Annotated in this window: 16 protein-coding genes; 5 read left to right on the forward strand and 11 right to left on the reverse strand. The window is 68.0% G+C overall.

Annotation, left to right across the window (positions count from 1 at the left end):
- The first annotated feature begins 6 nt into the window (after positions 1–6).
- Entirely contained in the window at positions 7–939 is a 933-nt protein-coding gene (locus VARPA_RS21455) for a DMT family transporter (protein ID WP_013542684.1), read from the forward strand.
- A 9-nt stretch (positions 940–948) separates the two neighbouring features.
- On the opposite strand, the gene VARPA_RS21460 is transcribed toward VARPA_RS21455, so the two are convergent.
- Positions 949–1602, reverse strand: a complete 654-nt coding sequence (locus tag VARPA_RS21460) for a DUF1345 domain-containing protein (RefSeq protein ID WP_013542685.1) — start codon at positions 1600–1602, stop codon at positions 949–951.
- A 162-nt stretch (positions 1603–1764) separates the two neighbouring features.
- Between VARPA_RS21460 and VARPA_RS21465 the strand changes: the two genes are divergently transcribed.
- A complete protein-coding gene (locus tag VARPA_RS21465; RefSeq protein ID WP_013542686.1) occupies positions 1765–2604 on the forward strand; it encodes a hypothetical protein in 840 nt (279 codons plus the stop codon).
- A gap of 153 nt (positions 2605–2757) precedes the next feature.
- Entirely contained in the window at positions 2758–4374 is a 1617-nt protein-coding gene (locus VARPA_RS21470; protein WP_013542687.1) for a class I adenylate-forming enzyme family protein, read from the forward strand.
- Here VARPA_RS21470 and VARPA_RS21475 read toward each other — a convergent pair.
- From VARPA_RS21475 to VARPA_RS21490, 4 genes are all read right to left on the reverse strand, one after another.
- Entirely contained in the window at positions 4359–5372 is a 1014-nt protein-coding gene (locus VARPA_RS21475) for a LysR substrate-binding domain-containing protein (protein ID WP_013542688.1), read from the reverse strand. The two genes, VARPA_RS21470 and VARPA_RS21475, sit on opposite strands and share 16 nt — an antisense overlap.
- Positions 5373–5452: 80 nt before the next feature.
- Positions 5453–7090 carry a tannase/feruloyl esterase family alpha/beta hydrolase gene (locus VARPA_RS21480; protein WP_013542689.1) on the reverse strand — a complete coding sequence of 546 codons (1638 nt, stop codon included), beginning with the start codon at positions 7088–7090 and terminating at the stop codon, positions 5453–5455.
- Between the two features lie 3 nt (positions 7091–7093).
- The gene (locus VARPA_RS21485; protein WP_013542690.1) at positions 7094–8542 is read right to left on the reverse strand and encodes an FAD-binding oxidoreductase; all 1449 of its coding nucleotides are present in this window, start codon (positions 8540–8542) and stop codon (positions 7094–7096) included.
- A 67-nt stretch (positions 8543–8609) separates the two neighbouring features.
- Entirely contained in the window at positions 8610–9929 is a 1320-nt protein-coding gene (locus VARPA_RS21490) for an MFS transporter (protein ID WP_041942988.1), read from the reverse strand.
- A gap of 255 nt (positions 9930–10184) precedes the next feature.
- Here VARPA_RS21490 and VARPA_RS21495 point away from each other — a divergent pair, with 255 nt between their 5' ends.
- Complete coding sequence (locus VARPA_RS21495) at positions 10185–11021, forward strand: phosphate/phosphite/phosphonate ABC transporter substrate-binding protein (protein WP_013542692.1); 837 nt, start codon at positions 10185–10187, stop codon at positions 11019–11021.
- A 66-nt stretch (positions 11022–11087) separates the two neighbouring features.
- A complete protein-coding gene (locus tag VARPA_RS21500; RefSeq protein ID WP_013542693.1) occupies positions 11088–11792 on the forward strand; it encodes a glutathione S-transferase N-terminal domain-containing protein in 705 nt (234 codons plus the stop codon).
- 25 nt (positions 11793–11817) lie between these two features.
- On the opposite strand, the gene VARPA_RS21505 is transcribed toward VARPA_RS21500, so the two are convergent.
- The 6 genes from VARPA_RS21505 to VARPA_RS21530 form a co-directional block, all read right to left on the reverse strand.
- Positions 11818–14268: a penicillin acylase family protein gene (locus VARPA_RS21505; RefSeq protein ID WP_234974804.1), complete on the reverse strand. Its 2451-nt coding sequence runs from the start codon at positions 14266–14268 to the stop codon at positions 11818–11820.
- A 58-nt stretch (positions 14269–14326) separates the two neighbouring features.
- Positions 14327–14566, reverse strand: a complete 240-nt coding sequence (locus VARPA_RS21510) for a hypothetical protein (RefSeq protein ID WP_013542695.1) — start codon at positions 14564–14566, stop codon at positions 14327–14329.
- A 140-nt stretch (positions 14567–14706) separates the two neighbouring features.
- Positions 14707–16137, reverse strand: coding sequence for an efflux transporter outer membrane subunit (locus VARPA_RS21515; protein ID WP_013542696.1), 1431 nt, complete (start codon positions 16135–16137; stop codon positions 14707–14709).
- Between the two features lie 17 nt (positions 16138–16154).
- Positions 16155–18161: a MacB family efflux pump subunit gene (locus VARPA_RS21520; RefSeq protein ID WP_013542697.1), complete on the reverse strand. Its 2007-nt coding sequence runs from the start codon at positions 18159–18161 to the stop codon at positions 16155–16157.
- Entirely contained in the window at positions 18158–19306 is a 1149-nt protein-coding gene (locus VARPA_RS21525; RefSeq protein WP_013542698.1) for an efflux RND transporter periplasmic adaptor subunit, read from the reverse strand. The genes VARPA_RS21520 and VARPA_RS21525 overlap by 4 nt, the downstream gene beginning before the upstream one ends.
- Positions 19307–19394: 88 nt before the next feature.
- Positions 19395–20696: a lysine N(6)-hydroxylase/L-ornithine N(5)-oxygenase family protein gene (locus tag VARPA_RS21530; RefSeq protein ID WP_013542699.1), complete on the reverse strand. Its 1302-nt coding sequence runs from the start codon at positions 20694–20696 to the stop codon at positions 19395–19397.
- Between the last annotated feature and the right edge of the window lie 32 nt (positions 20697–20728).

A 20728-nucleotide genomic window follows, 5' to 3' on the forward strand; every position in this document is an offset into this window, starting at 1 on the left:
AGACGCATGAGCACAACAACACAGAACAACACTGCCACCAGCATCGCCAAGCCCTGGCTCATCGACCTCGTGCTGCTCGGTGCGCTCTGGGGCGCATCCTTTCTCTTCATGCGCATTGGTGCGGCCGAGTTCGGCGCGTTGCCGACGGCCGCGGTGCGGGTGGCGATCGCCGCGCTGTTCCTGCTGCCGATCGCGCTCGTGCGCGGCCAGGGGCCGGCCATCGCCAAGCACTGGAAGGCCACCTTCGGCGTCGGCGTCTTCAACTCGGGAATGCCGTTCGCGCTCTTCTGCTTTGCGCTCCTGACCATCAACTCCGGCCTCGCGGCCGTCATCAACGCCACCGTGCCGATGTTCGGCGCGCTGGTTGCATGGGCGTGGTTCCGCGAGCGGCCGAGCGGCTCGCGCATCGTCGGCCTCGTTATCGGCTTTACCGGCGTCGCGATGCTCGCGAGCCGCAGCGCCGGCCTGCACGCCGGCGCGAGCAGCAACGCCGCGCTGTGGGCTGTCATCGCCTGCCTCGGGGCGTGCCTGTGCTACGGCATCTCGGCCAGCGCCACCCGGCGCTACCTGGGCGGTGTGCCGCCGCTGGCCACCGCGACGGGCAGCCAGCTGGGCGCCACGCTCTTCCTCGCGCTGCCGGCCATCTGGCTCTGGCCCGCGCAGATGCCGAGCCTGCGCGCATGGCTCGCGCTGCTGGCGCTGGGCATCGCCTGCACGGGCGTGGCGTACATCCTGTTCTTCCGCCTGATCGAACGCGCCGGCCCGGCCCGCGCACTGACCGTGACCTTCCTGGTGCCGGTGTTCGCGCTCTTCTACGGCGCGGTGTTCCTCGGTGAAAGCATCACGCAGTGGATGCTGATTTCCGCCGTGGTGATCGTGTGCGGCGTGGCGCTCTCCACCGGCGTGGTCCGGCTCGGCCCCAAACCCAAGACGGTTTGATGGCGGCGATCAGATAGCGCCAGCCACGACGTTGACGGAGAGCGCCAGCACCAGCATGTTGAATGCGAAGGCCAGCACGCTGTGGACCAGCGTGATGCGCCGCATCTCGCGCGACGTGGCCTGCACGTCGGACACCTGCGAGGTCATGCCGATCACGTACGAGTAGTAGAGAAAGTCGAAGTAGTCCGGGTCGTCCTTGCCCGGAAAGTCGAGGCCGCCATCGGGCGAGCCGCCCTTCTGGTCGATGTAGTAGCGGTGCGCGTAGTGAAAGGCGTAGATCGTGTGCATCATCAGCCAGGAGCCGACCAGCGCCACCACGCCGAGCACGACGTGGCCCGCGCGCTCCCAGCCCGTCAGTTGCTTCACCTGCTGCAGCAGCATCGCGATGGCGATCACGCTCACGGCGACCACCACCAGCATCGACACCAGGATCATCAGGTTGGGCTGGTCCAGCGACTGCGCCCGCTCGCGCGTGCGCCGCGCGTCGAAGGTCTCGATCAGCCACCAGGTCAGCACCTGGTACACCAGCACCCCCGCGCACCAGCCCGCCAGCCCCCGCGCCATGCCGCCGACGGGCCACGGTGCCAGCGCCACGGCGGCCCCGACAACGGAGCCGTAGAGAAGACGCTGCGGGCCCGTGGTCGTGGAGAGGTGTTTGCGCATGCGGCACTGTAGCGCCGCCCCCGCACCATCAAGAAATTCCTACAAGAAGAGCCGCATTCCGCGCATTCGACGCGTTGTGCCGCCTCACTAAGGTACTGCGGTTCAAGGGAGTCTGGCCCCGAGGCAATGCCCGGGGCTTCTTCAATTTCCGAAGGATTCTTCATGCTGTCGTTCCGCTCCCGTCCGCTCGACTGGACGTTCAGATTCGGCGCCCTCGGTGCGCTGGTGGGTTCCGGTTTTCTTTTCGCCACCGCACCCGCGCTGGCCGACCCTTCGCCGGCGCTGGACCGGTTCAGTCTCTCGGTGGGCGGCTTCAACGCCGATCCGAAGCTCGAGGCCTCCGTGGCCACTCCCTACGGAACGCTGCAGACGGGCGACATCAAGCCCGGCCGCGTGACCATGCCCCGCATCACCGCCGACCTGCTGCTGGGCGACAGCCAGGGCATATCCTTCGACTACTACCAGTACAAGCGCGACTACGGCGGCCAGTTCGGCAACAACACCTCTCTCGGCCCCTTCGGCACGCTGAGCACTCTCGGCAACGCGAACCTCAACACCAAGCTCGACTTCGCCAAGCTCTCGTACAAGTGGTGGCTCGGCTCGGGCAACACGGTGTTCGGCCTCGGTGCCGGCGCGGCCTACTACCGCGCGACGCTGGGCATCACCGCGCTCGCCGGGGTGAACGGACAGGTCGGCACGCTGAACGAAAGCTCGAGCGACAACGCGGTCGCGCCGCTGCTCGAAATTGGCGTGCGCCACGCCATCACGCCCGACCTGCGCCTGTTCGCCGACGCCTCGGGCGTGTGGAAGAGCAGCGGCCGCTTCCACGGCAACATCTACAACGCCTCGGCCGGCGTCGAGTGGTTCCCGGTGAAGAATGTGGGCCTCGTGGTCTCCTATGGCGTGACGAACATCGACCTGACCCGCGACGGCAGCACTGCCGACTCTCGGCTCAAGGTGCGGCTGCAAGGGCCCTCGGCGTTCCTGAAGGCGCGCTTCTGACGCGAGGTCGAGCCGGGTCCTGAATCGGCAGCGGCCCGCTTCGGCGGGCCTTTCTTCGTGTAGCCACTCTTCGCAAGACGCGGCGCCGGGCGGGCCTTAGCCTCTGGCCGCGAGATCGATCAACGACCGACCGAAGACCTGAGACACGAAGCCATGCCCGCAGTCCGCCCCGCGCCCACACCTCAGCCATCCCCCTCCATTGCACGCATCTCGCGCATCGCGCTGGGCGATGTGCTCCACCGTTCCGCGCGTCGCTTCGGCGCGCGCACCGCGTTGATCGACGGGGCGCACCGCATGACCTACAGCGAGCTCGACGCCGCATCGAACCGCTTCGCGCACCACCTGCTGGGCCTCGGCCTTCCGAGCGGGGAGCGCGTGGGCATGCTGTGCAACAACTCGATCCAGATGGTCGTCGCGATGCTCGGCATCCAGAAGGCCGGAATGGTGTGGGTGCCGATCAACACCGCGCTCGCGGTCGATGCCATCGGCTACATCCTCGCGCATGCGGAGATACGCCACATCGTGATCGACACGGCCCTGCACGCCAAGCCCGCGCTGCGCGATCTGCTGCAGGACCAAGGCGTCGCGCCGATGCTCTGCGTGCTCGATGGCGATGCGCCGCCCGAGGGGATTCCCACCGTCGCGGAAGCGATCGCTACGGGCGCCGCCACGCTGCCCGACGTGGACATCGACAGCACGCAGCTTGCGCTCATCATGTACACGAGCGGCACCACCGGCCGGCAGAAAGGCGTGATGCATTCGCACGCCTCGGTGCACTCGGTGCTGCTGAGCAACATGGTCGAGTGGGGCAGCAGCCCCGAGCGCTGCGACGTGTGGAGCAGCGTGCTGCCGCTCTTTCATTGCGGCCAGCACACGGTGCTGATGTCGGCGCTCGCGGTCGGCGGCGCGCTCGTCATCTTTCGCGGCTTCGATCCCGGCGCGGTGCTCGAAGCCATCGAGCGCCACCGCATCACCGTCGTGGTCGGCCTGCCGATGATGTACGGCGCGCTGCTCGCGCATCCGCAGCGCGCGGCGCGCGACCTCTCGAGCCTGCGCCTGTGCGTCTACGCGATGGCGCCGATGTCCCGCACGCTGCTGCTGCACCTGCTCGACGAGTTCTGCCAGAACTTCGCATTGGTCTCCGGCCAGACCGAGATGTACCCCGGCGCCACCATCTTCGAGGTGCACGAGCAGCGACAGCGCTTCGGCTCCTACTGGGGCGTGGGCACGCTGGTGAACGAGGTCGCGGTGATGGGCGACGGCGGCGAGCTGCTCGGCGCGAACCAGGTCGGCGAAATCGTCTTTCGCGGTCCCAACGTGATGCTCGGCTACTACAAGGACCCCGAGGCGACGGCGAACGCGCAGCGCTTCGGCTGGCACCACTCGGGCGACCTCGGCAAGCTCGACGACGACGGCCAGTTGATCTTCCTCGACCGGCTGAAGGACATGGTGAAGTCGGGCGGCGAAAACGTGCCATCGCTCAAGGTCGAGGAGGTGTTGCTGCGGCATCCCGCCGTGCTCAATGCGGCGGTGGTCGGGCTGCCGCACGACCACTGGGGCGAAGCCATCACCGCCTTCGTCACGCGGCGGCCCGATGCGGCGGCGGAGCTCACCGCGGCGGATCTCGCCGCGCATTGCAGGGAACACCTCGGCGGCTTCGAGGTGCCCAAGGAAATCGTCTTCCTGCCCGCGCTGCCGATGACCTCGACCGGAAAGATCCAGAAGTTCGAACTGCGCCAGGCGCACCAGGAACACTATCGGCGCGGCTGAAGCGGTGAAGGCGGTCGCGGTGCAGAGGCGCGCACTTCCTTTCTCGCCTTGCCTGCGGGCGCCGCGAGCCGCGTGCCTTCCCATTGGCCGCTGGTGCAGAGGTCGCGGATCACGTCGCCGATCAGGTTGCAGATCGCACGCTTCGCATTCGTCGTGGGCAGGTGCACCGACACGCACAACCCGAGCGTGCGGAACATCGCAGGCGAATCGATGCGGTGCGCCCTCAACCGGTCTTCGCGCACTTCGCGCTGCGCCAGGCCGAGCGGCATGATCGTCGCGCCGAGCCCCGCCTCCACCGCCGCCTTCAGCGTGTAGACCGAGTTGATTTCCGCCGCCACGCGCGCCGGCGGCTGGCCGGCCGCCTCGAGCACCGCATCCACCAGCCAGCGTGTGCAATGGCCATGCGCATTGGCAGGCCACACCAGAGGACGCGCCGTGGCCTCTTCGATGCTCACGTCGCCCGGCGGCAGCGCGCGCGGGTCCTGCGGCGATTCGAGAAAGACGAAATCCTCCTCGACGAGCGGCGTAAAGGCGATATCTTCCGCGGGCATGGTGGGCGAGAAGATCGCCACGTCGACGCGCCCGCGCAGCAACTGGTCGGCCATGTTGCCGGTGAGTTCCTCGTTGAGGTGAAACACCACGTCCGGGTAGCGCCTGGCGGCCGCGCGCATCAACGGCAGCGCGATCATCGGCGACACGCTCTGCGGCAGCGCCGCCACCACCGAACCGACCACCGAATCCGCCGCCACGTGCACCGCGGCCTTCGCATCGCCGACCTGCTTGGTGATGCCCTGCGCGTATTCGTAGAACACCTTGCCTGCTTCGGTCACCGTGACGCCGTTGCGGCTGCGCAGCAGCAGCGGCGTGCCCAGTTCGCCTTCGAGTTCGGCCATCTGCTTGCTGAGCGCCGACTGCGCCACGAAGAGCTGCTGCGCCGCGCGCGAGAGGCTGCCGCAATCCACGATGGCGACGAAATACTTGAACTGGCGCAACTCCATCGGCGTGTCTCCGGCCGCCCGCTGCGGGGGTGCAGCGGGCGGCCGGTCATTCTAGGACCGCACTTTCGGCCAACCGCTCGTCAGCTCACGCAATCGAAGCTCGCCGCATCGTTCACGTCGCCCGCGCCCTTGTAGCGCGGGTACGCGGGGTACTTGCACATCGGGCGCGCCATCGTGGTGGCGCCTGCGCCATCGACCTTGCGGTGCACCAGCTTCTGCGCCGAGGCGGGCACGCCCTGCTCCACCCAGGTGGACATCGCCTTCAGCAGGTCGACCTTGGCGGGCCCCGCGCCGCCGTAGCAGTGGCCCACGCCGGGCGCGAGGAACAGCTCGACCGTCTCGTCGGCCTTCTGCGCGCCAAGGGTGCCGACGACCTGCTCGTAGTAGCGCGCGTTGTCGCGTGCGCTCACCGAGGTGTCGTTGGTGCCGTTCCACATGATCAGCTTCGCGCCGCGCGCATGCAGGCGCCCCAGGTCCGCATCGGCCGCGCTGAACATGCCGCCGATGATTCCCATGCGCGAAAGCCACTGGTCGGGGTTCCAGGTGGAGGTGTCGAATGCCGGATCGCGCGTGATGAACGAGCGCACGAAGCCGTCCGAGAACAGGCCTTGCACCGACGCGCCACCGAACGCTGCCTGCGGCCAGATGTACTCGCCCCAGCCCTTGGGCGAGTTCTCCGCGCCGAAGTTGTAGCCCGTGTGCGACCACGCGCCGTCGGACGTGGCGATCGGCGAGGTGATGGTGTTCACCGTGGCGATCTGGGCATCGGACAGGCAGCTGTCGCCGGTGTCCGCGCCGCCCGCGCAGCGCAGCGCCGTCGCGTTGAAGGTGCACGCCGCCGGCTTGGAGATGATGCCGTCGGCCACGCCGTCCAGCCCGTCGCACTGCGCCAGCACCGCGTCGGCGAGCAGCGTCTGCTTTGCTGGATTCAGCGTGTTGGCGGGCACGCGCACCTGCTTGGCGATGCGGTTGAACTGCATGAAGAGGCCCATGATGTTGCCCGCCGGCGCGCGCGCCACGATGCCATCGAAGTCTTCGGGAAAGCGCTGGGCCTGCATCATCGCGTCGTGCCCGCCCATCGAGCAGCCTTCGAAATAACTGCGCGTGGGCGCGGTGCCGAAGAACTGCGCGATCACCTCCTTGCCCGGCGGCAGGGCGCGGTGTTCCGACTGCTGCGTGAAGTCCAGCAGCTTGACCGGATCGAGTGCGAACTCGCCCTTGAAGTAGTTGAGATCGGTGGCGCCGGGATAGTCGTAGCCGCCGTTGGTGCCGACGGTCGCGTAGCGCTCGGTGAAGATCGATTCGCTGAACTGCGCAGCGGTGGCCGTGGGCATCTGGCCGTCGAAGCCGCCACCGCCGATGAAGGCGAGCTTGCCGTTCCAGCCGGAGGTCGGCAGGCGCGCCTCGAAGCGCAGCGTGGAGCCCTTGAAGCTCGCGGTCACCACGCAGTACTCGGGCTGCGGTGCCGAAGCGGCGACGACCTTGGCGTCGTCGATGGCGACGGCGCCTGCGGCCAGCGTCTGCCCCTTCAACGTGGGGCACTTTTCGGCGAGCGACATCGCCGGCGGCGGCGGTGCTGCGGGGGGAGGAGAGGCAGGTGCGGGAGGAGCGGCCGGAAGCAGCACTGGCGAGAAGCCCCCGTTGGCCCCGCCTCCGCCGCAACCGGCCGCAAACGTGACAACCGCGATCGAGACCAGCGTGCGCCTGGTGTTGTTCATTTCTTATGTCTCCTGGTGGGTATGGACAGCCTCGGCCGGGCCGATGATCTTTCCGGGGTTGAAGATGTCGTGCGGGTCCAGCGCCTGCTTGATCGCGCGCATCAGCCCGACGGTGTGCACGCCGTGTTCCTCGAGGAGGTACTGCATCTTGTGAAGCCCCACGCCGTGCTCGCCGGTCGATGTGCCGCCGTGGCGCAGCGCGCGCTGCACGAGCCGGTGGCTGAAGGCCTCGGCCGCTTCGTTCTCTGCCGCATCGTTCGGATCGACCAGCACGAGGCAATGGAAATTGCCGTCGCCGACGTGGCCGAACACGGGTGCGAGCAGGCCGTGCGCGGCGATATCCGCCTGCGTTTCTTCCACGCACTGCGCCAGGGCCGACAGCGGCACGCAGGCATCGGTGGTCAGGCTGCGGCTGCCGGCCTTCAATTGCAGGCACGCGAAGTAAGCGTGATGACGCGGCGTCCACAGGCGCGAGCGCTCTTCCTGCAGATTGGCCCACTGAAATTCGCCGCCGCCGTGATTGGCCGCGATCTCGCGAACGATGTCCGACTGCTCGTCGATCTGCGCCTTGCTCGCGCCGAATTCGAGGAAGAGCGTGGGGCTTTCGTGCAGCGCGGTGCGGCTGTGCGCGTTGACGGCGCGGATGGTGAGCGCATCCAGCATCTCGGCGCGCGCGAGCGGCACGCCCATCTGGATCGACTCGATCACGCAATCGACCGCCGCGGCCACCGTCGGGAAATGCACCACCGCCGCCGCATAGGCCTCGGGGTGCGGATGCAGCCGCACGGTCGCTTCGGTGATGAGGCCCAGCGTGCCTTCGGAGCCGCAATAGAGCTGCGTGAGGTTGTAGCCCGCCGAGCTCTTGCGCGCCTGCGATGCGGTGCGCACCACGTCGCCGTTCGCGGTGACCACGGTAAGGCTCACGAGGTTGTCGCGCATCGTGCCGTAGCGCACGGTGTTCGTGCCCGAGGCGGCCGTCGCGACCATGCCGCCGATGGACGCGTCGGCTCCCGGATCGACCGAGAAGAAGAAGCCGGTTTCCAGCAGCGCCGTGTTCAGTTGCCCACGCGTCACACCGGCCTCGACGGTGGCCGTGAGGTCGTCGGAACGAATCGCCAGCACCTTGTTCATCTGCGAGAAGTCGACGCACACGCCGCCTTCCACCGCGAGCAGATGCCCTTCGACCGACGAGCCCACGCCGAAGCCGATGACCGGCACGCGCTCCCGCGCACAAGCCCTGACGACGAAGGCCACCTCGTCGGTGCTCTGCACGAAGACGACCGCATCGGGCGGCTGCGGCAGGTAGGCCGATTCGTCGGTGCCGTGCTGCAGCAGCACGGCCTGGCTGGTCGAGCAGCGTTCGCCGAAGCGGCGCTGCAGCTGCGCGAGCAGTTCGCTCGAGGGTGCGCGGCGTTTTTTCGCGCGCGCAGGGGGACTCACAACCGCATCCATGGGGTCTTCTTTCCTGAACTCTGGGAAAGCACCGCGGGCGAATGCCGCGGTGCGGGGAACGTACGCCTCAGCGCTTCTTCGAAGAAGCGGCTTGTGGCTTGACGAAGAGCACGAGCACCGCGCCGATGACGAGCAGCGCGGCCAGCATGTGGAGGCCCGCGTCGGTGCTCTGGGTCGCGTCCTTGATCAAGCCGATCATGAAAGGCGCGCTGAAGCCCGAGAGGTTGCCGAACGAGTTGATGAAGGCAATGCCCGCCGCGGCCGCCGCACCGCCGAGGAACGCGGTCGGCATGCCCCAGAAGATAGGCAGCGTGGCCATGATCCCCATCGTGGCGAGCGTGAGCCCGGCCATCGCATACACGGCGTTGCCATGGAAGGCCACGCTCAGCACCAGTCCGACGGCGCCGACTACGGCCGCGATGGCGCTGTGCCAGCGGTACTCGAGCCGGCGGTCGGCGCTGCGCGCCACCAGGTACATCGCGACAACGCCGAAGGCCCAGGGAATCGCGCTGACGAGGCCGATATCGAGCGCGCCCTTCACGCCGATCGCCTTGATGATGCTCGGCAGCCAGAACGAGATGCCGTAGAGCCCCGAGACGAACGAGAAGTACACCAGCGCCAAGAGCCACACGCGGGGGTTGGCGAGCACGGTGAGGATCTTCGCTTCGGACTTGCCAGCGTCTTCCGCCGCGATGTCGCGTGCGATGAGCTCGCGCTCGGCCGGTATGAGCCATTGCGCGTCTTTCACGCGGTCGTCGAGGTAGCGCCACACGACCACGCCCAGCGCCACGGTCGGCAGGCCTTGCAGCAGGAAGAGCCACTGCCATCCGGCCCAGCCATGCACGCCGCTCATGCCCTGCAAGATCCAGCCCGAGATCGGCCCGCCCAGGATGCCCGCGAACGGAATCGCCGCGAGAAAGAGCGAGGTCGCCTTGCCGCGCCGCGCGGCGGGGTACCAGTAGGTGAGGTACAGGATGATTCCGGGGAAGAAGCCCGCCTCGGCCGCGCCGAGCAAAAAGCGGATCACGTAGAACGACATCGGCGAACTCACGAACATGGTCGCCGCCGACAGCAGCCCCCAGGTGACCATGATCCGCGCGATCCAGCGGCGCGCGCCCACGCGGTGCAGCACCACGTTGCTCGGCACCTCGAAGAGGAAATAGCCGACGAAGAAGATGCCAGCGCCCAGGCCATACACCGCCTCGCTGAACTGCAGGTCGCCCTGCATCTGCAGCTTGGCGAAGCCGACGTTCACGCGGTCCAGGTAGGCCACGATGTAGCAGAGGAAGAGCAGCGGAATCAGGCGCCAGCTGACCTTACGGTAGACCGCGTCGGAGCTGCTGTCGAAGCGCCCCTCGTAGGGCTGGGTCATTGCGGGAGTGCTCATGGGGTTTTGTGTCTCGCTTTCGGTGTGGAGACGATGGTCGCGGCGCCGGGCAGCCTCGCCGCAGCGGGTTAACACGCAAGATTCATATGGATTGAAGACCTGCATATCTCCGAACGAGATGGCTGGAGGCGTTGCCCGTGCGCATCAGAAATGTGCACCTTGGTACTAACCCGTGAGGGCGCAAACCTTTCGGCTGTCTATGATCGAATTCAACATGTTGTAACAATCTTGGACCGCTCTGAAAGAAAGCCCCCGATGGAATTCCGCACCCTCCCCTCGTCGCTTCGCATGGCCGCACGCGGGCTCGCGGCGCTCCTGCTCACGACCGGCGCCTCGGCCCATGCGCTCGTGATCGGTGTCACCGAAGGCGTGAGCTACCAGGTCACCGAGGCGCAGATCGCCCCACGTTTCGAGCCGATTGCCGAGGCCTTGAGCAAGGCGCTCAAGCAGCCGGTGACGATCAAGGTGCTGATCTCGTACAACCTGGCACGCGAGGCGCTGAAGAAGAAAGAGGTGGATCTGGTGTTCATCCACCCGGCCCACGTCGCGCTCGAAGCGGTGAAGTCGGGCAACTACAAGGCACTGGCCTTCACCGCGGGCTACACCGACTACAAGGTCTCGTTCCTGTGCAAGCAGGCCCAGCCCATCTCCGACTGGAAGACTGTCGCGGGCAAGAACCTGGTGCTGCCCGAGGTGGACTCGATCACCTCGGTGATCACGCGCGCGATGCTGCGCGAGCACGGCGTTGCGGAGTCCGCGGTCAAGGTGACCAACACGCGCTTCCAGGAGGCCGTGCCCTTCTACGTGACCAACGGCTTCGCCGCGTATGGCGCGACCGCATCGGCCGGCGTGATCAAGACCTGGACCGACGGCGGCGGCAAGGTCTGCGCGGAATCGCGCGGCGTGCCGATCAAGCAGTGGCTCATGTCCACCAAGACCGATGCCGCCACCGTGGCGACCGTGCGCGAGACGCTGCTCGGGCTCAGCCAGAGCGATGCCGGCAAGCGTGCGCTCGCAGCCTCGAACTACACGGGGTTCGTCGCGCCCACGAACGACTCGGAAGCGGACCTGATGCGCTGGCTGGGCATCTGAAGCCCGGCGTCTGAAAAACCACAGGCGGGGGCAGAATCCCCCGCTTGCGCTTTTTCAGGAACACCCATGACCGATCTCTCGAGCTTCCCCATCACGGCCAAGTGGCCCGCCCAGCACCCTGACCGCCTGCAGCTCTATTCGCTGCCCACGCCCAACGGCGTGAAGGTGTCGATCATGCTGGAGGAAACCGGCCTCGCCTACGAGCCGCACCTGGTGAGCTTCGAGACCCAGGACCAGATGTCGCCGGAGTTCCTGTCGCTCAACCCGAACAACAAGATCCCGGCGATCCTCGATCCCGACGGCCCCGGCGGCAAGCCGCTCGCGCTGTTCGAGTCGGGCGCGATCCTGATCTACCTCGCAGAAAAAACCGGCAAGTTCATCCCGAAGGATGCCGCCGGCCGCTACGAAACCATCCAGTGGGTGATGTTCCAGATGGGCGGCATCGGCCCCATGTTTGGCCAGCTCGGCTTCTTCAACAAGTTCGCCGGCAAGGACTACGAAGACAAGCGCCCGCGCGACCGCTACGTGGCCGAATCGAAGCGCCTCCTCGGCGTGCTCGACAAGCACCTCGCGAACCGCGCATGGATCATGGGCGACGAGTACACGATTGCGGACATCGCCTCGTTCCCTTGGATCCGCAACCTGATCGGGTTCTATGAGGCGGGCGAGCTGGTGGGGTTCAGCGAGTTCAAGAACGTGGCGCGGGTGCTCGAGGCGTTCGTGGCGCGGCCTGCGGTGGTGAAGGGGCTCAATATTCCCAAGCGGGGCTGAGAACCCGGCGACCGGCTGGCCCTCATCAGGGCTGCAGCGTCTGCCGCACCAGCGACGGATCGCGCGCGATGTCTTCCTCGCGGAACGGGAAGCGCAGCCAGTCCTTCTTCGCGTAACGCACCACCGGTGCGGCGCCCGGCCCGTTCGTTACCGCGGTTTCCTTTTCACCGTGCGCGAGCAGCGTGCGGGCATGCACGCCGCGCCGGTCGAAGTACACGACCTGCAGATAGGTGTTGCCGTGGGAGCGATCGCCCATGGTGTAGTCGCCTTCGTTGGCACAGGCGATGGTGAAATAGCCTTCGGCATCGCAGCCGCCCGACAGCGGCACCTGGCGCCCTTCGCTGCGCACGAAGCGGCGCTCGCCGAGCAGCGTGTCGAGCGCCCATCCCTTCCTCGCCATCTCTTCGACCGCACTGGCCAGCGCACGCGCCACGCGCGGGTCGGCGGCGTTGATGCTCGACGGCGTGGTGAGCGGCGCGCTCGCCGAGAAGGGCGTTGTGTAGAGCTCCTTCGCGGGAATCTTCAGCACGCGGGTCCAGAAGGCATCCCACAGCAGCGCGCCGCGGTCGCCGGCATCAGCGCGGTTCGACCAGTTGCGCAGCACCTGGCAGGCTTGCCGCACATCGACTGTCGTGCGGGCCTTGGACGCGGCCTCTTCGGCCGGCAAGTCCACCGAACCCGACGCGCAGCTCGCATCGACCAGCGCGGGTTTGAAACGGTCGGCGGTGTACGAACGCGCTTCCAGCGTCTTCTGCATCACGCGGTTCGCGAGGCCCCGGCTGGAGGTTTCGCCCGCCGCCGCGAGTTCGCCTGCGATGCGATGCCCTTCCCTGCCACGCATCGAGAGTGCCCGGCCCTCGCCGCCGAGCACCGAGGCGAAGCCGGTCAATGGCTGCGCGGGGTTCGTGAGCCAGAAACTGTCGTTCATGTTCGCGACGTAGTCCTCGCGCAGCAGGCTGGGCATGCTGTCGGCGGCCAGCGTGCCGGCCTGCACCGCGCCCTTCGCCGTCTGCCACTCGCAGGCGGAGCGGCTGCCGTCGAGCATGGGCGTGGCCGGATCGAGCGCGGCGAAAGCCTTGGACAGCGGCGTGGTGCATGAAGCGCGCAACGCGTCGGACACGCCCGGCACCGCGCCAACGTCGGCGTACCACACACGGCCATCGCCGCGCCCGATGGCCGCGGTGTTCACCCACGGCATCGCGAGCTCCTCGCGCTGGATGCGGATGAATTCGTCGAGCGAGCGCGCCTGGTCCCAGCGGAAGAAGTTGCGGAAGATGCGCGGGTTATCGGCATTGATATCGCGGATGGCGACCGCCTTGCGGGCGCTCCAACCCAGCGCGGCATTGCGCGCTCCGAGGTCGACCACCGGGCCGAAGCGCGTGCGGTAAAGCGTGCGGTGCACCAGGTCCACCGAGCCGTCGGCACGGCGCACCGCCACGGCGAGCGGCTGGGCTCGCATGGGCTCGGAGCGGCCGTCGACGAGGTAGCGCGTCGGGTCGGCCGGGTCCAGCGTCAGGTCGAACATGCCGAAACGCCGCGCGGCCGACACCGTGTGGCTCCAGGCCACGTCGTTGTTGAAGCCGATCATGATGACCGGGATGCCGAGGAAGGACACGCCGGCGACGTCCAGCTTGCCGGGCAGCCTGAGGTGAGCTTGGTAGAAGCGGTCCGGCCCGCCCCAGTACCAGTGCGGATTGCCGAACAGCACGCTGCCGCCGCGCTCGCCGGTGGCCGCCTGGCCGAAGGCCAGCACGTTGCTGCCGATGCCGTGCGCATCGCCGACGGGAATGTCGAGCCGCGTGGACAGCGAGAACTTGTCGGCTGGCGCAGGCGGCGCCTCCGCGGCGGGTCCGGCCTTCGCGATCTCGGCGACGAACTGCGTGTAGCCGCCCGCCAGCCCGGCAGCGAGCATGCGGCGGTAGATATCTTCAGGCCCGATGGTGCGCACCCAGGGCGCGTCCACGCAGGCATGTGGCGCATCGCCTCGACGTTTTTGGCCGGCCTGCAGCGCGCGCACATGGCGGTTGTAGCCTTCGGCGAAACCGGCAATGAGTTCGTTGAGTTCGGCCGGCTGCTCGCGCTTCAGGGCTTCGACCGCATCGGCGCCTGCGAAGGCCTGGAAGAAGAAGTCCAGGTCGAGGTTGGCCGGCGTGCCGAACGTGGATCGCGTCTGCGGCTTGGCCTCGGCGCCGAAGTAAAGCGAGCGCTGGCCGCTGAAAGTGACGAAGGCATCGGCCAGCGTGCACAGCGCGTCCTCGGCCTGCGCCTGTCCATAGCCGACGCCCAGGCCGCGCCAGGTGGTGGCGCGGATGTGGGGGATGCCGTCAGCGGTGCGGCGGATCTCGATGCCGGCGGCGGGCGATGGCGAATCGCGGCGCGCCCATGCGGGCGCGGTGCCCAGAACGGCACTGCCCAGGGCAATGGCGACCACGCAGTGGCCCCATCGCGGAATGCGAGAGGTGGTTGAGGTGTTCACGGGTGTCGGCGTCTGTCGGGTCTGGGAATCTGGGGACAACAGCGCTGGCGTCAGCGACCTATTGCAGGTCGGGACCGCAGCGCTTCGCCTCTTCGAGCACGGGCTTCACCAGCGCGGCGCCCGCAAGCGCCCACAGAGTGAGCGCCTCGTCGAACGCACGCACATGTCGGGGGTCTTCGCCCAGCCAGTGGACGAGCCGCTCTGCGTGAACGTGCGAGGGCACATCGTGAAACTGGCAAAAAAGCGCCCAGGCCGTATCGACGGCAGTCGCTGCGGAAACAGAAGTTCTGGTGGCCATCGTCGACTGCGTTGGTTCTGTGCCGGGGTTGGCTTCGTCTTTCGTATTGACGCAGCACCCGCGCATATGTTCATTTCGGAGACTTCCGAAGAAGCAGGCGCTCACCTGACGGGCGATTCGAGCGCAGCCGCGCAGGGTCCTCAGCGCTCGCCCTGCGCGAGCACGCTGGCCTCGTCGCGCCATCCGCCACCCAGCGCGCGATACAACGCAACGCGTGCCTGCAGTCGGCCCTGGCGCAGTTGGACGTCCAGATCCTGTGCGCTGTACAGCACACGTTGCGCATCGAGCAGGACAAGCAGCGTCTCGGCACCGGCCCGGTATCGCAGCTCGGAGAGTTCCGCCGCGCGGCGCGCCTGCAGCAGTTCCTCGACCTGTGCCGATGCCTGCGCATCGGAGCCCGCCACCGCGTCGAGCGCTGTCTGCGCATCCGCGAAGGCGCCGATGATGGCCGCGCGGTAGGCGCCGAGCAATTCCTCGCGCCTCGCTACGGCAAGGTCGCGTTCGCCCGCCAGCCGCCCGCCGTCGAAGATGGGCGCCGCCAGGCCGGCAGCGAGGCTGTAGATCGGGTTGTCGAACAACCCGCCGGCAGCCTGCCCTTGCAGGCCGACAGATGCCGTCAGCGTGACGCGCGGCAGCATCGCAGCACGTGCCGCCCGCACGTTCGCATCGGCAGCCGCGAGCCGCGCTTCGGCTTGCGTGAGATCGGGACGGCGCACCAGCAGTTGCGACGGCAGTCCCGCCGAGATGGGAGAAATCCGCAGTGCTTCGAGCCGCGTCCGCTCCGCAGCCGATGTCGCTGTGGGTTCGGGCAGGCCGAGCAAAAGAGCCAGCGCGGTCTCGGCATGGCGCGCCTGCTGCTGCAGGCGCGCGAGTTCGCGCTCCCGCGTTGCCGCCAGGCCGCGCTGCTGGGCAAGGTCCAGCGGCGTGGCTGCACCGGCGCGGCCGCGCGATTCCACCAGTCGCAGGACGCGCTGCGCATTCTCGAGATTGCTGCACGCGATCGCAACGCGCTCGCGCAAGCCCACCATCTGCAGCCAGGACGACGCGACTTCGGCCGTCACGCTGAGCTGCACCGCGTCGCGCTCGAACACGCTGGCACGCAGGCCTTGCTGCGCCTCGCGATGCAGCGCGCCCTGGCGCCCCCACAGGTCGAGTTCGTAGCGCGCCGCGAAGCCGATCGCGTGCGCGTTGCCGTCGACCGCCGCCTGTCCGCCCATGCGGCCCTGGCGGCTTGTGTCGATCTGGCCTGTCAGTTCGGGCAGCCGCTGCGCGCCCGCGATGCGCGCCTGCGCTCTCGCGCCATCGACACGGGCGAGCGCCATCGCCAGGTCCTGGTTGCGCGCCTGCGCCTGTGCGATCAGCGTGTCGAGTTCGGTGCTGCCGAGCTGGCTCCACCAGCGTGCATCGACGGGCGAGGCGTTCGCATCGGGCTGCGCGCGTTGCCAGGATGCGGGCGGCGCCACAGCGTGCGGCGGCGGATCGCCAGGCACGGCACAACCCGCGAGCCACAACGCGCCCACCCACGTCACGGGCGAGAGGCGCCGCAGCCAACGCATTTGAATTTTCTGCATGGTGCTATCTGTTGCAACTATTGCGAGGCCAGCGCCACGACGGGGTCCAGCCGGGCCGCATTTCTCGCGGGCATGAAGCCGAAGATCAGGCCGGTCAACACGGCGCAGCCGAAGGCACCGAGGCTCGCAAGGAGCGAGAAGACCACCGGCACGCCAGCCAGCATCAGCACCGCGACGATCGCGAGCCCCACGACCACGCCCACGGTGCCGCCGACCGAAGTCACGAGCACGGCCTCGGTCATGAACTGCCGCAGGATGTCGGTCTGGCGCGCGCCGGTCGCCATGCGGATGCCGACCTCGCGGGTGCGCTCGCGCACCGTCATCAGCATCACGTTCATCACGCCGATGCCACCCACGACCAGCGAGATCGTGGCGATGAGGCCCAGCATCATCGTCATCGCGTGCGCCGTGGCCGATTGCATGCGAATCGCCTCGACCCGGTTCCAGACGCGCACGTCGCGCACGCGCCGCTGCTCGGCCAGCCGCGTCTCGATCATCTCGGCCGTGGCAAGGGCCTGTTCCATGCTGCGAACCTTCACGGCGATCCAGGTCGGGTTGCGATGGCCGAAGAGCCGCGCCGCGGCGGCGGAAAACGGCACGATCACGCGATCGTCCTGATCTTCGCCATCGGTGCTTCCCTTGGCCGCCAGCACTGCGACGACTTGGAACGGCACCTTGTCGACCAGGATGTCCTGCCCGACGGGGTCGCTGCCGTCGGCGAACAGGGCTTTGCGCACCGTCTCTCCTATGACGGCGACCTTGGCCGCGCTCGCCTCGTCGGCTGCATCGAACATCCGGCCTTCGCTGGTCGTCCACCCCAGCACCTCGGCGAACCCGACCGTGGTGCCCCCGCCCTCCGTCGAATGATCGACGTTGCCGCGGCGCACCACGACGCGGTCCTCGACGTACGGCGCGACGGCCTCCACGTTCGGCAGGCCGCCGATGGTCTCGGCGTCGTTCATCGTCAGCGGCGCAGCGGGCGCGCGCACGCTGCCCGCCCGCGCGGCGACGAACATGGTGCGCACTCCGAAGGTCTCGAACTGTGCGAGCACCTGCCGCTGCGAGCCGCCGCCAACTGCCAGCATCGCGATGACCGAAGCGACGCCGATGACGATGCCCAGCAAGGTCAGGCCGGTGCGAAAGCGGTTGCTCCACATCACGCGCCATGCTGCGCGGGTCGCTTCGTGCAAGTCGGCGGCCAGGGAAGCATGGGCGTTGGGGGTGCGGCCGAGGCCGGGACCGGACAGAGGTGCGATCACGCCTCCCGCCGGCGCAGCCGGAGCAAGGCCATCGCCCGAATCCGCCACGATCTGCCCGTCGCGAATCTCGATCACGCGGCGCGCCTGCGCCGCCACATCGCGGTCGTGCGTGATCAGGATCACCGTGTGCCCCGCATCCGCCAGCTCGTGCAGCAGCTTCATGACTTCCGCACCGCTCTGGCTGTCCAGCGCGCCGGTGGGCTCGTCGGCCAGGATGATGCGGCCGCCGTTCATCAGCGCCCGGGCAATCGCCACGCGCTGCTGCTGTCCCCCCGACAACTGGTTCGGCCGATGGTCCAGCCGCGCGCCCATGGCCAGGCGCTCGAGCAGCGCAGTGGCGCGCACACGGCGCTCGGCTTCGGGCATCCCGGCGTAGAGCGCGGGAATCTCGACGTTCTCGCGCGCCGACTCGGTCGCCACGAGGTGATAGCCCTGGAAGACGAAGCCAAAGGCCTCGCGGCGCAGCCAGGCCAGTGCATCGGCATCGAAGGCCGAAACGTCCTGCCCCTCGAACAGGTAGCGTCCACTGCTCGGTCGGTCGAGACAACCGAGGATGTTCATGAGCGTGGACTTGCCCGATCCGGAAGCGCCGACGATGGCGACGAACTCGCCCGCGTACAGCCGCAGCGAGATGCCGCGCAGCACCAGCGCGGGGGCGAGGCCGTCGGCATCGGTCTCGTGCGACGGACCGTAGGACTTGCGGATGTCCTGCAGTTCGATCAGCGGCACGGCCGATACAAGGGGTGCAACTGCCGTCGGCGTCATGGCTTCACGACGTCACCGGTGACGATGCGATCGCCGACCTGCGCACCGTGGACGACTTCGGCCAGCACCCGGTTGCGCACACCGATGCGCAACGGCCGGACCTCGTGCGTGCCGTCGTCGCGCAGCACCCGCGCGGTGAAGCGGTCGCTGCCGCCACCGACTACCGGCACGAGCGCGGCCGTGGGAACAGTGGCCACGTCTTTGGCGGAGGCTTCGACGAAGGCGACCTGGGCCGTCATCTGTGGCATCAGTGCGCCATCGGCGTTGTCGACATCGAACAGCGCGGTGTAGACCACGACCTTGCTGCCCGCCGCCGATGGCGTGGCGCCGCTTTCGCTGCCGCCGGCCTTGGGCGCCGGGGTCGGCGGCGCGGGCAGCAACTGGCGCACCGTGCCCTGCCAGCGACGCTGGTCGGCGCCCAGCGTGGTGAAGTACACCGGCATGCCCGGCTTGACGCGCCGCACGTCGGCCTCCGACACCTCGGACCACACCGTCATGGACGACAGGTCCGCGATGCGCAGCACGTTGGGCGTCTGGTAGGTGGCATTGAGGGTCTGGCCTTCCCGCGCTTCCACGGAAACGACCGTACCGGCCATCGGCGCATAGATGCGCGTGTAGCCCAGGCGCGCCTCGTCGGCCTTGAGCGTGGCCTGGGTCTGTGCGATCTGGGCATCGAGGTTGTCGATGCGCGCGGCGGCGGAAGCCAGGGTGGCTTCGGCACCTTGCACGTCTTCCTCGCGCGTGGCGCCGTCGGAGGCCATCTGGCGCTGACGCGCATGCTGCTGCCCGGCCAGGCGATGCTGGGCGCGCTGGTCTGCGAGCTGTGCGCGCAAACCGGCCAGCGAAGCCCGGCCCGCATCGACGGTGGCGCGCTGCACGCTGGGGTCGATCTCGACCAGCAACTGCCCCTTGGTCACGACGTCGCCGGGCTGCACTTGCAGGCGCAGGATCTGCCCCGACACCTGGGCACCGACATCGACATAGCGCCGCGGCTGGAGCACGCCGAGCGCGGTGACGCTGGATTCGATGGTCGCGCGCACCACCGGCACGGACTCGACCGCGGCGGCGGGACGGCGCGCCCAGAGGAGGCTGCCGCCAACCACGGCCAGAAGAAGAACAAGAACGAGAGGAACGATTCTGCGCATGTCGGGAGACGGGGCGTTCGAACGGCCCCGTCGCCAAAGCGGGGACGCTTCGCGACAGGGAGAAAAATCCGCGACCGGGGCGTGGGTTCTAGATCTGGACGGCCTGCGACGCGTCGCGCACTGCGCTGCGCGCGCGCGACTGGGCCGCGAGCAGCGCGTTGCCGATCTCGCCGGTGCGAACGGAGGTCACGGACAGCAGCGTGTCGCTCAGGCCATGGCTGTCTTCGCACGCGCCCTGCAGGTAGATGCCCGGATGGAAATCGGGCGTAGCCTTCAGGCGGTAATAGCGATCGACGTCGTAGTCGCCGAGGTACGGCGCGAGGGGCATCAGCAGGTCCTTGTGCTGATCGCGCGCATAGCCGGTCGCCAGCACCACGGCGTCGTAGCGGACCGTGCTCTCGCGCCCGGCGTCCTGGTCCCACAGCGTGAGGTGGATGCCGTCGGCGGCGGCGCGCACTGCCCGCACGTCGTGCTGCCGCAGCATGCGCAAGCGGTTTCCGCGCATCACCTTCTGGTCGTAGAAGACCTTGAAGATCTGCTGAATCAGGTCGAGGTCGGCCACCGCGTAGTTGGTCTGCGCGAACTCGTCGAGCAGTGCGGCGCGCTCGTCGATGTCGCGGCTGTACATGTAGTCTGTGAAATCGGCGTTGAAGACTTCGTTCACGAAAGGGCTGTCGTCCGACGGGCGGATGGAACGCGCACGCATGATGAAGTCGACCTGCGGTGCGCCCGGGCGCCCCTGCAAGTCCATGAAGATCTCGGCCGCGCTCTGGCCCGCGCCGATGATGGCGACCTTGCGTGCCTGCGGATGGCGCGCCATGTCCTTCAGGTAGCTGCTGGAATGGAAGACGCGCGCATCGCCGCGCAGTTCGCGGAAGCTCTCGGGAATGTTGGGCGTGCCGCCGATGCTGACGACGAGGTTGCGCGCCAGCCGTTCCTGCACCTTGCCGCCCTCGCCGCGCGAGCGCACGCGCAGCAGCGGCACCTCGCCGCCCTGCTTCTCGGGCACCACCTCAAACACCTCCTCGCCGTAGCGGCAGGCATCCTCGAACTGGCTCGCGGCCCAACCCAGGTAGTCGTTGAACTCGTGGCGGCTCGGGAAAAAACTCTTGAGGTTGATGAAGTCCGTGAGCCGTCCTTGCTCGTGCAGGTAGTTCACGAAGGTGAAGCGGCTGGTGGGATTGCGCAGCGTCGCGAGGTCTTTCAGGAACGATATCTGCATGTGCGCCTGGTCCAGCAGCATGTGCGGATGCCAGGCGAAGCTGGGTTGCCGCTCGATGAACAGGGAGTCCAACGGCTTGCCGCCATGGCGCTTCTCGTCAAGCGCGATGGCCAGCGCGACGTTCGACGGGCCGAACCCGATCCCGATCAGGTCATGGATGTGCTGCATGGATGGTCAACTCCTGTGTGTGTTGGATGCGA

The sequence above is a fragment of the Variovorax paradoxus EPS genome (genome assembly GCF_000184745.1).
GTDB lineage: Bacteria > Pseudomonadota > Gammaproteobacteria > Burkholderiales > Burkholderiaceae_C > Variovorax > Variovorax paradoxus_C.

Coding starts and splice junctions, on each gene's coding strand:
- VARPA_RS21480 (WP_013542689.1), bottom strand. CDS start 7,090: ATGAACAACACCAGGCGCACGCTGGTCTCGATCGCGGTTGTCACGTTT.
- VARPA_RS21500 (WP_013542693.1), top strand. CDS start 11,088: ATGACCGATCTCTCGAGCTTCCCCATCACGGCCAAGTGGCCCGCCCAG.
- VARPA_RS21460 (WP_013542685.1), bottom strand. CDS start 1,602: ATGCGCAAACACCTCTCCACGACCACGGGCCCGCAGCGTCTTCTCTAC.
- VARPA_RS21520 (WP_013542697.1), bottom strand. CDS start 18,161: ATGACGCCGACGGCAGTTGCACCCCTTGTATCGGCCGTGCCGCTGATC.
- VARPA_RS21495 (WP_013542692.1), top strand. CDS start 10,185: ATGGAATTCCGCACCCTCCCCTCGTCGCTTCGCATGGCCGCACGCGGG.
- VARPA_RS21525 (WP_013542698.1), bottom strand. CDS start 19,306: ATGCGCAGAATCGTTCCTCTCGTTCTTGTTCTTCTTCTGGCCGTGGTT.
- VARPA_RS21490 (WP_041942988.1), bottom strand. CDS start 9,929: ATGAGCACTCCCGCAATGACCCAGCCCTACGAGGGGCGCTTCGACAGC.
- VARPA_RS21510 (WP_013542695.1), bottom strand. CDS start 14,566: ATGGCCACCAGAACTTCTGTTTCCGCAGCGACTGCCGTCGATACGGCC.
- VARPA_RS21475 (WP_013542688.1), bottom strand. CDS start 5,372: ATGGAGTTGCGCCAGTTCAAGTATTTCGTCGCCATCGTGGATTGCGGC.
- VARPA_RS21515 (WP_013542696.1), bottom strand. CDS start 16,137: ATGCAGAAAATTCAAATGCGTTGGCTGCGGCGCCTCTCGCCCGTGACG.
- VARPA_RS21485 (WP_013542690.1), bottom strand. CDS start 8,542: ATGGATGCGGTTGTGAGTCCCCCTGCGCGCGCGAAAAAACGCCGCGCA.
- VARPA_RS21465 (WP_013542686.1), top strand. CDS start 1,765: ATGCTGTCGTTCCGCTCCCGTCCGCTCGACTGGACGTTCAGATTCGGC.
- VARPA_RS21530 (WP_013542699.1), bottom strand. CDS start 20,696: ATGCAGCACATCCATGACCTGATCGGGATCGGGTTCGGCCCGTCGAAC.
- VARPA_RS21470 (WP_013542687.1), top strand. CDS start 2,758: ATGCCCGCAGTCCGCCCCGCGCCCACACCTCAGCCATCCCCCTCCATT.
- VARPA_RS21455 (WP_013542684.1), top strand. CDS start 7: ATGAGCACAACAACACAGAACAACACTGCCACCAGCATCGCCAAGCCC.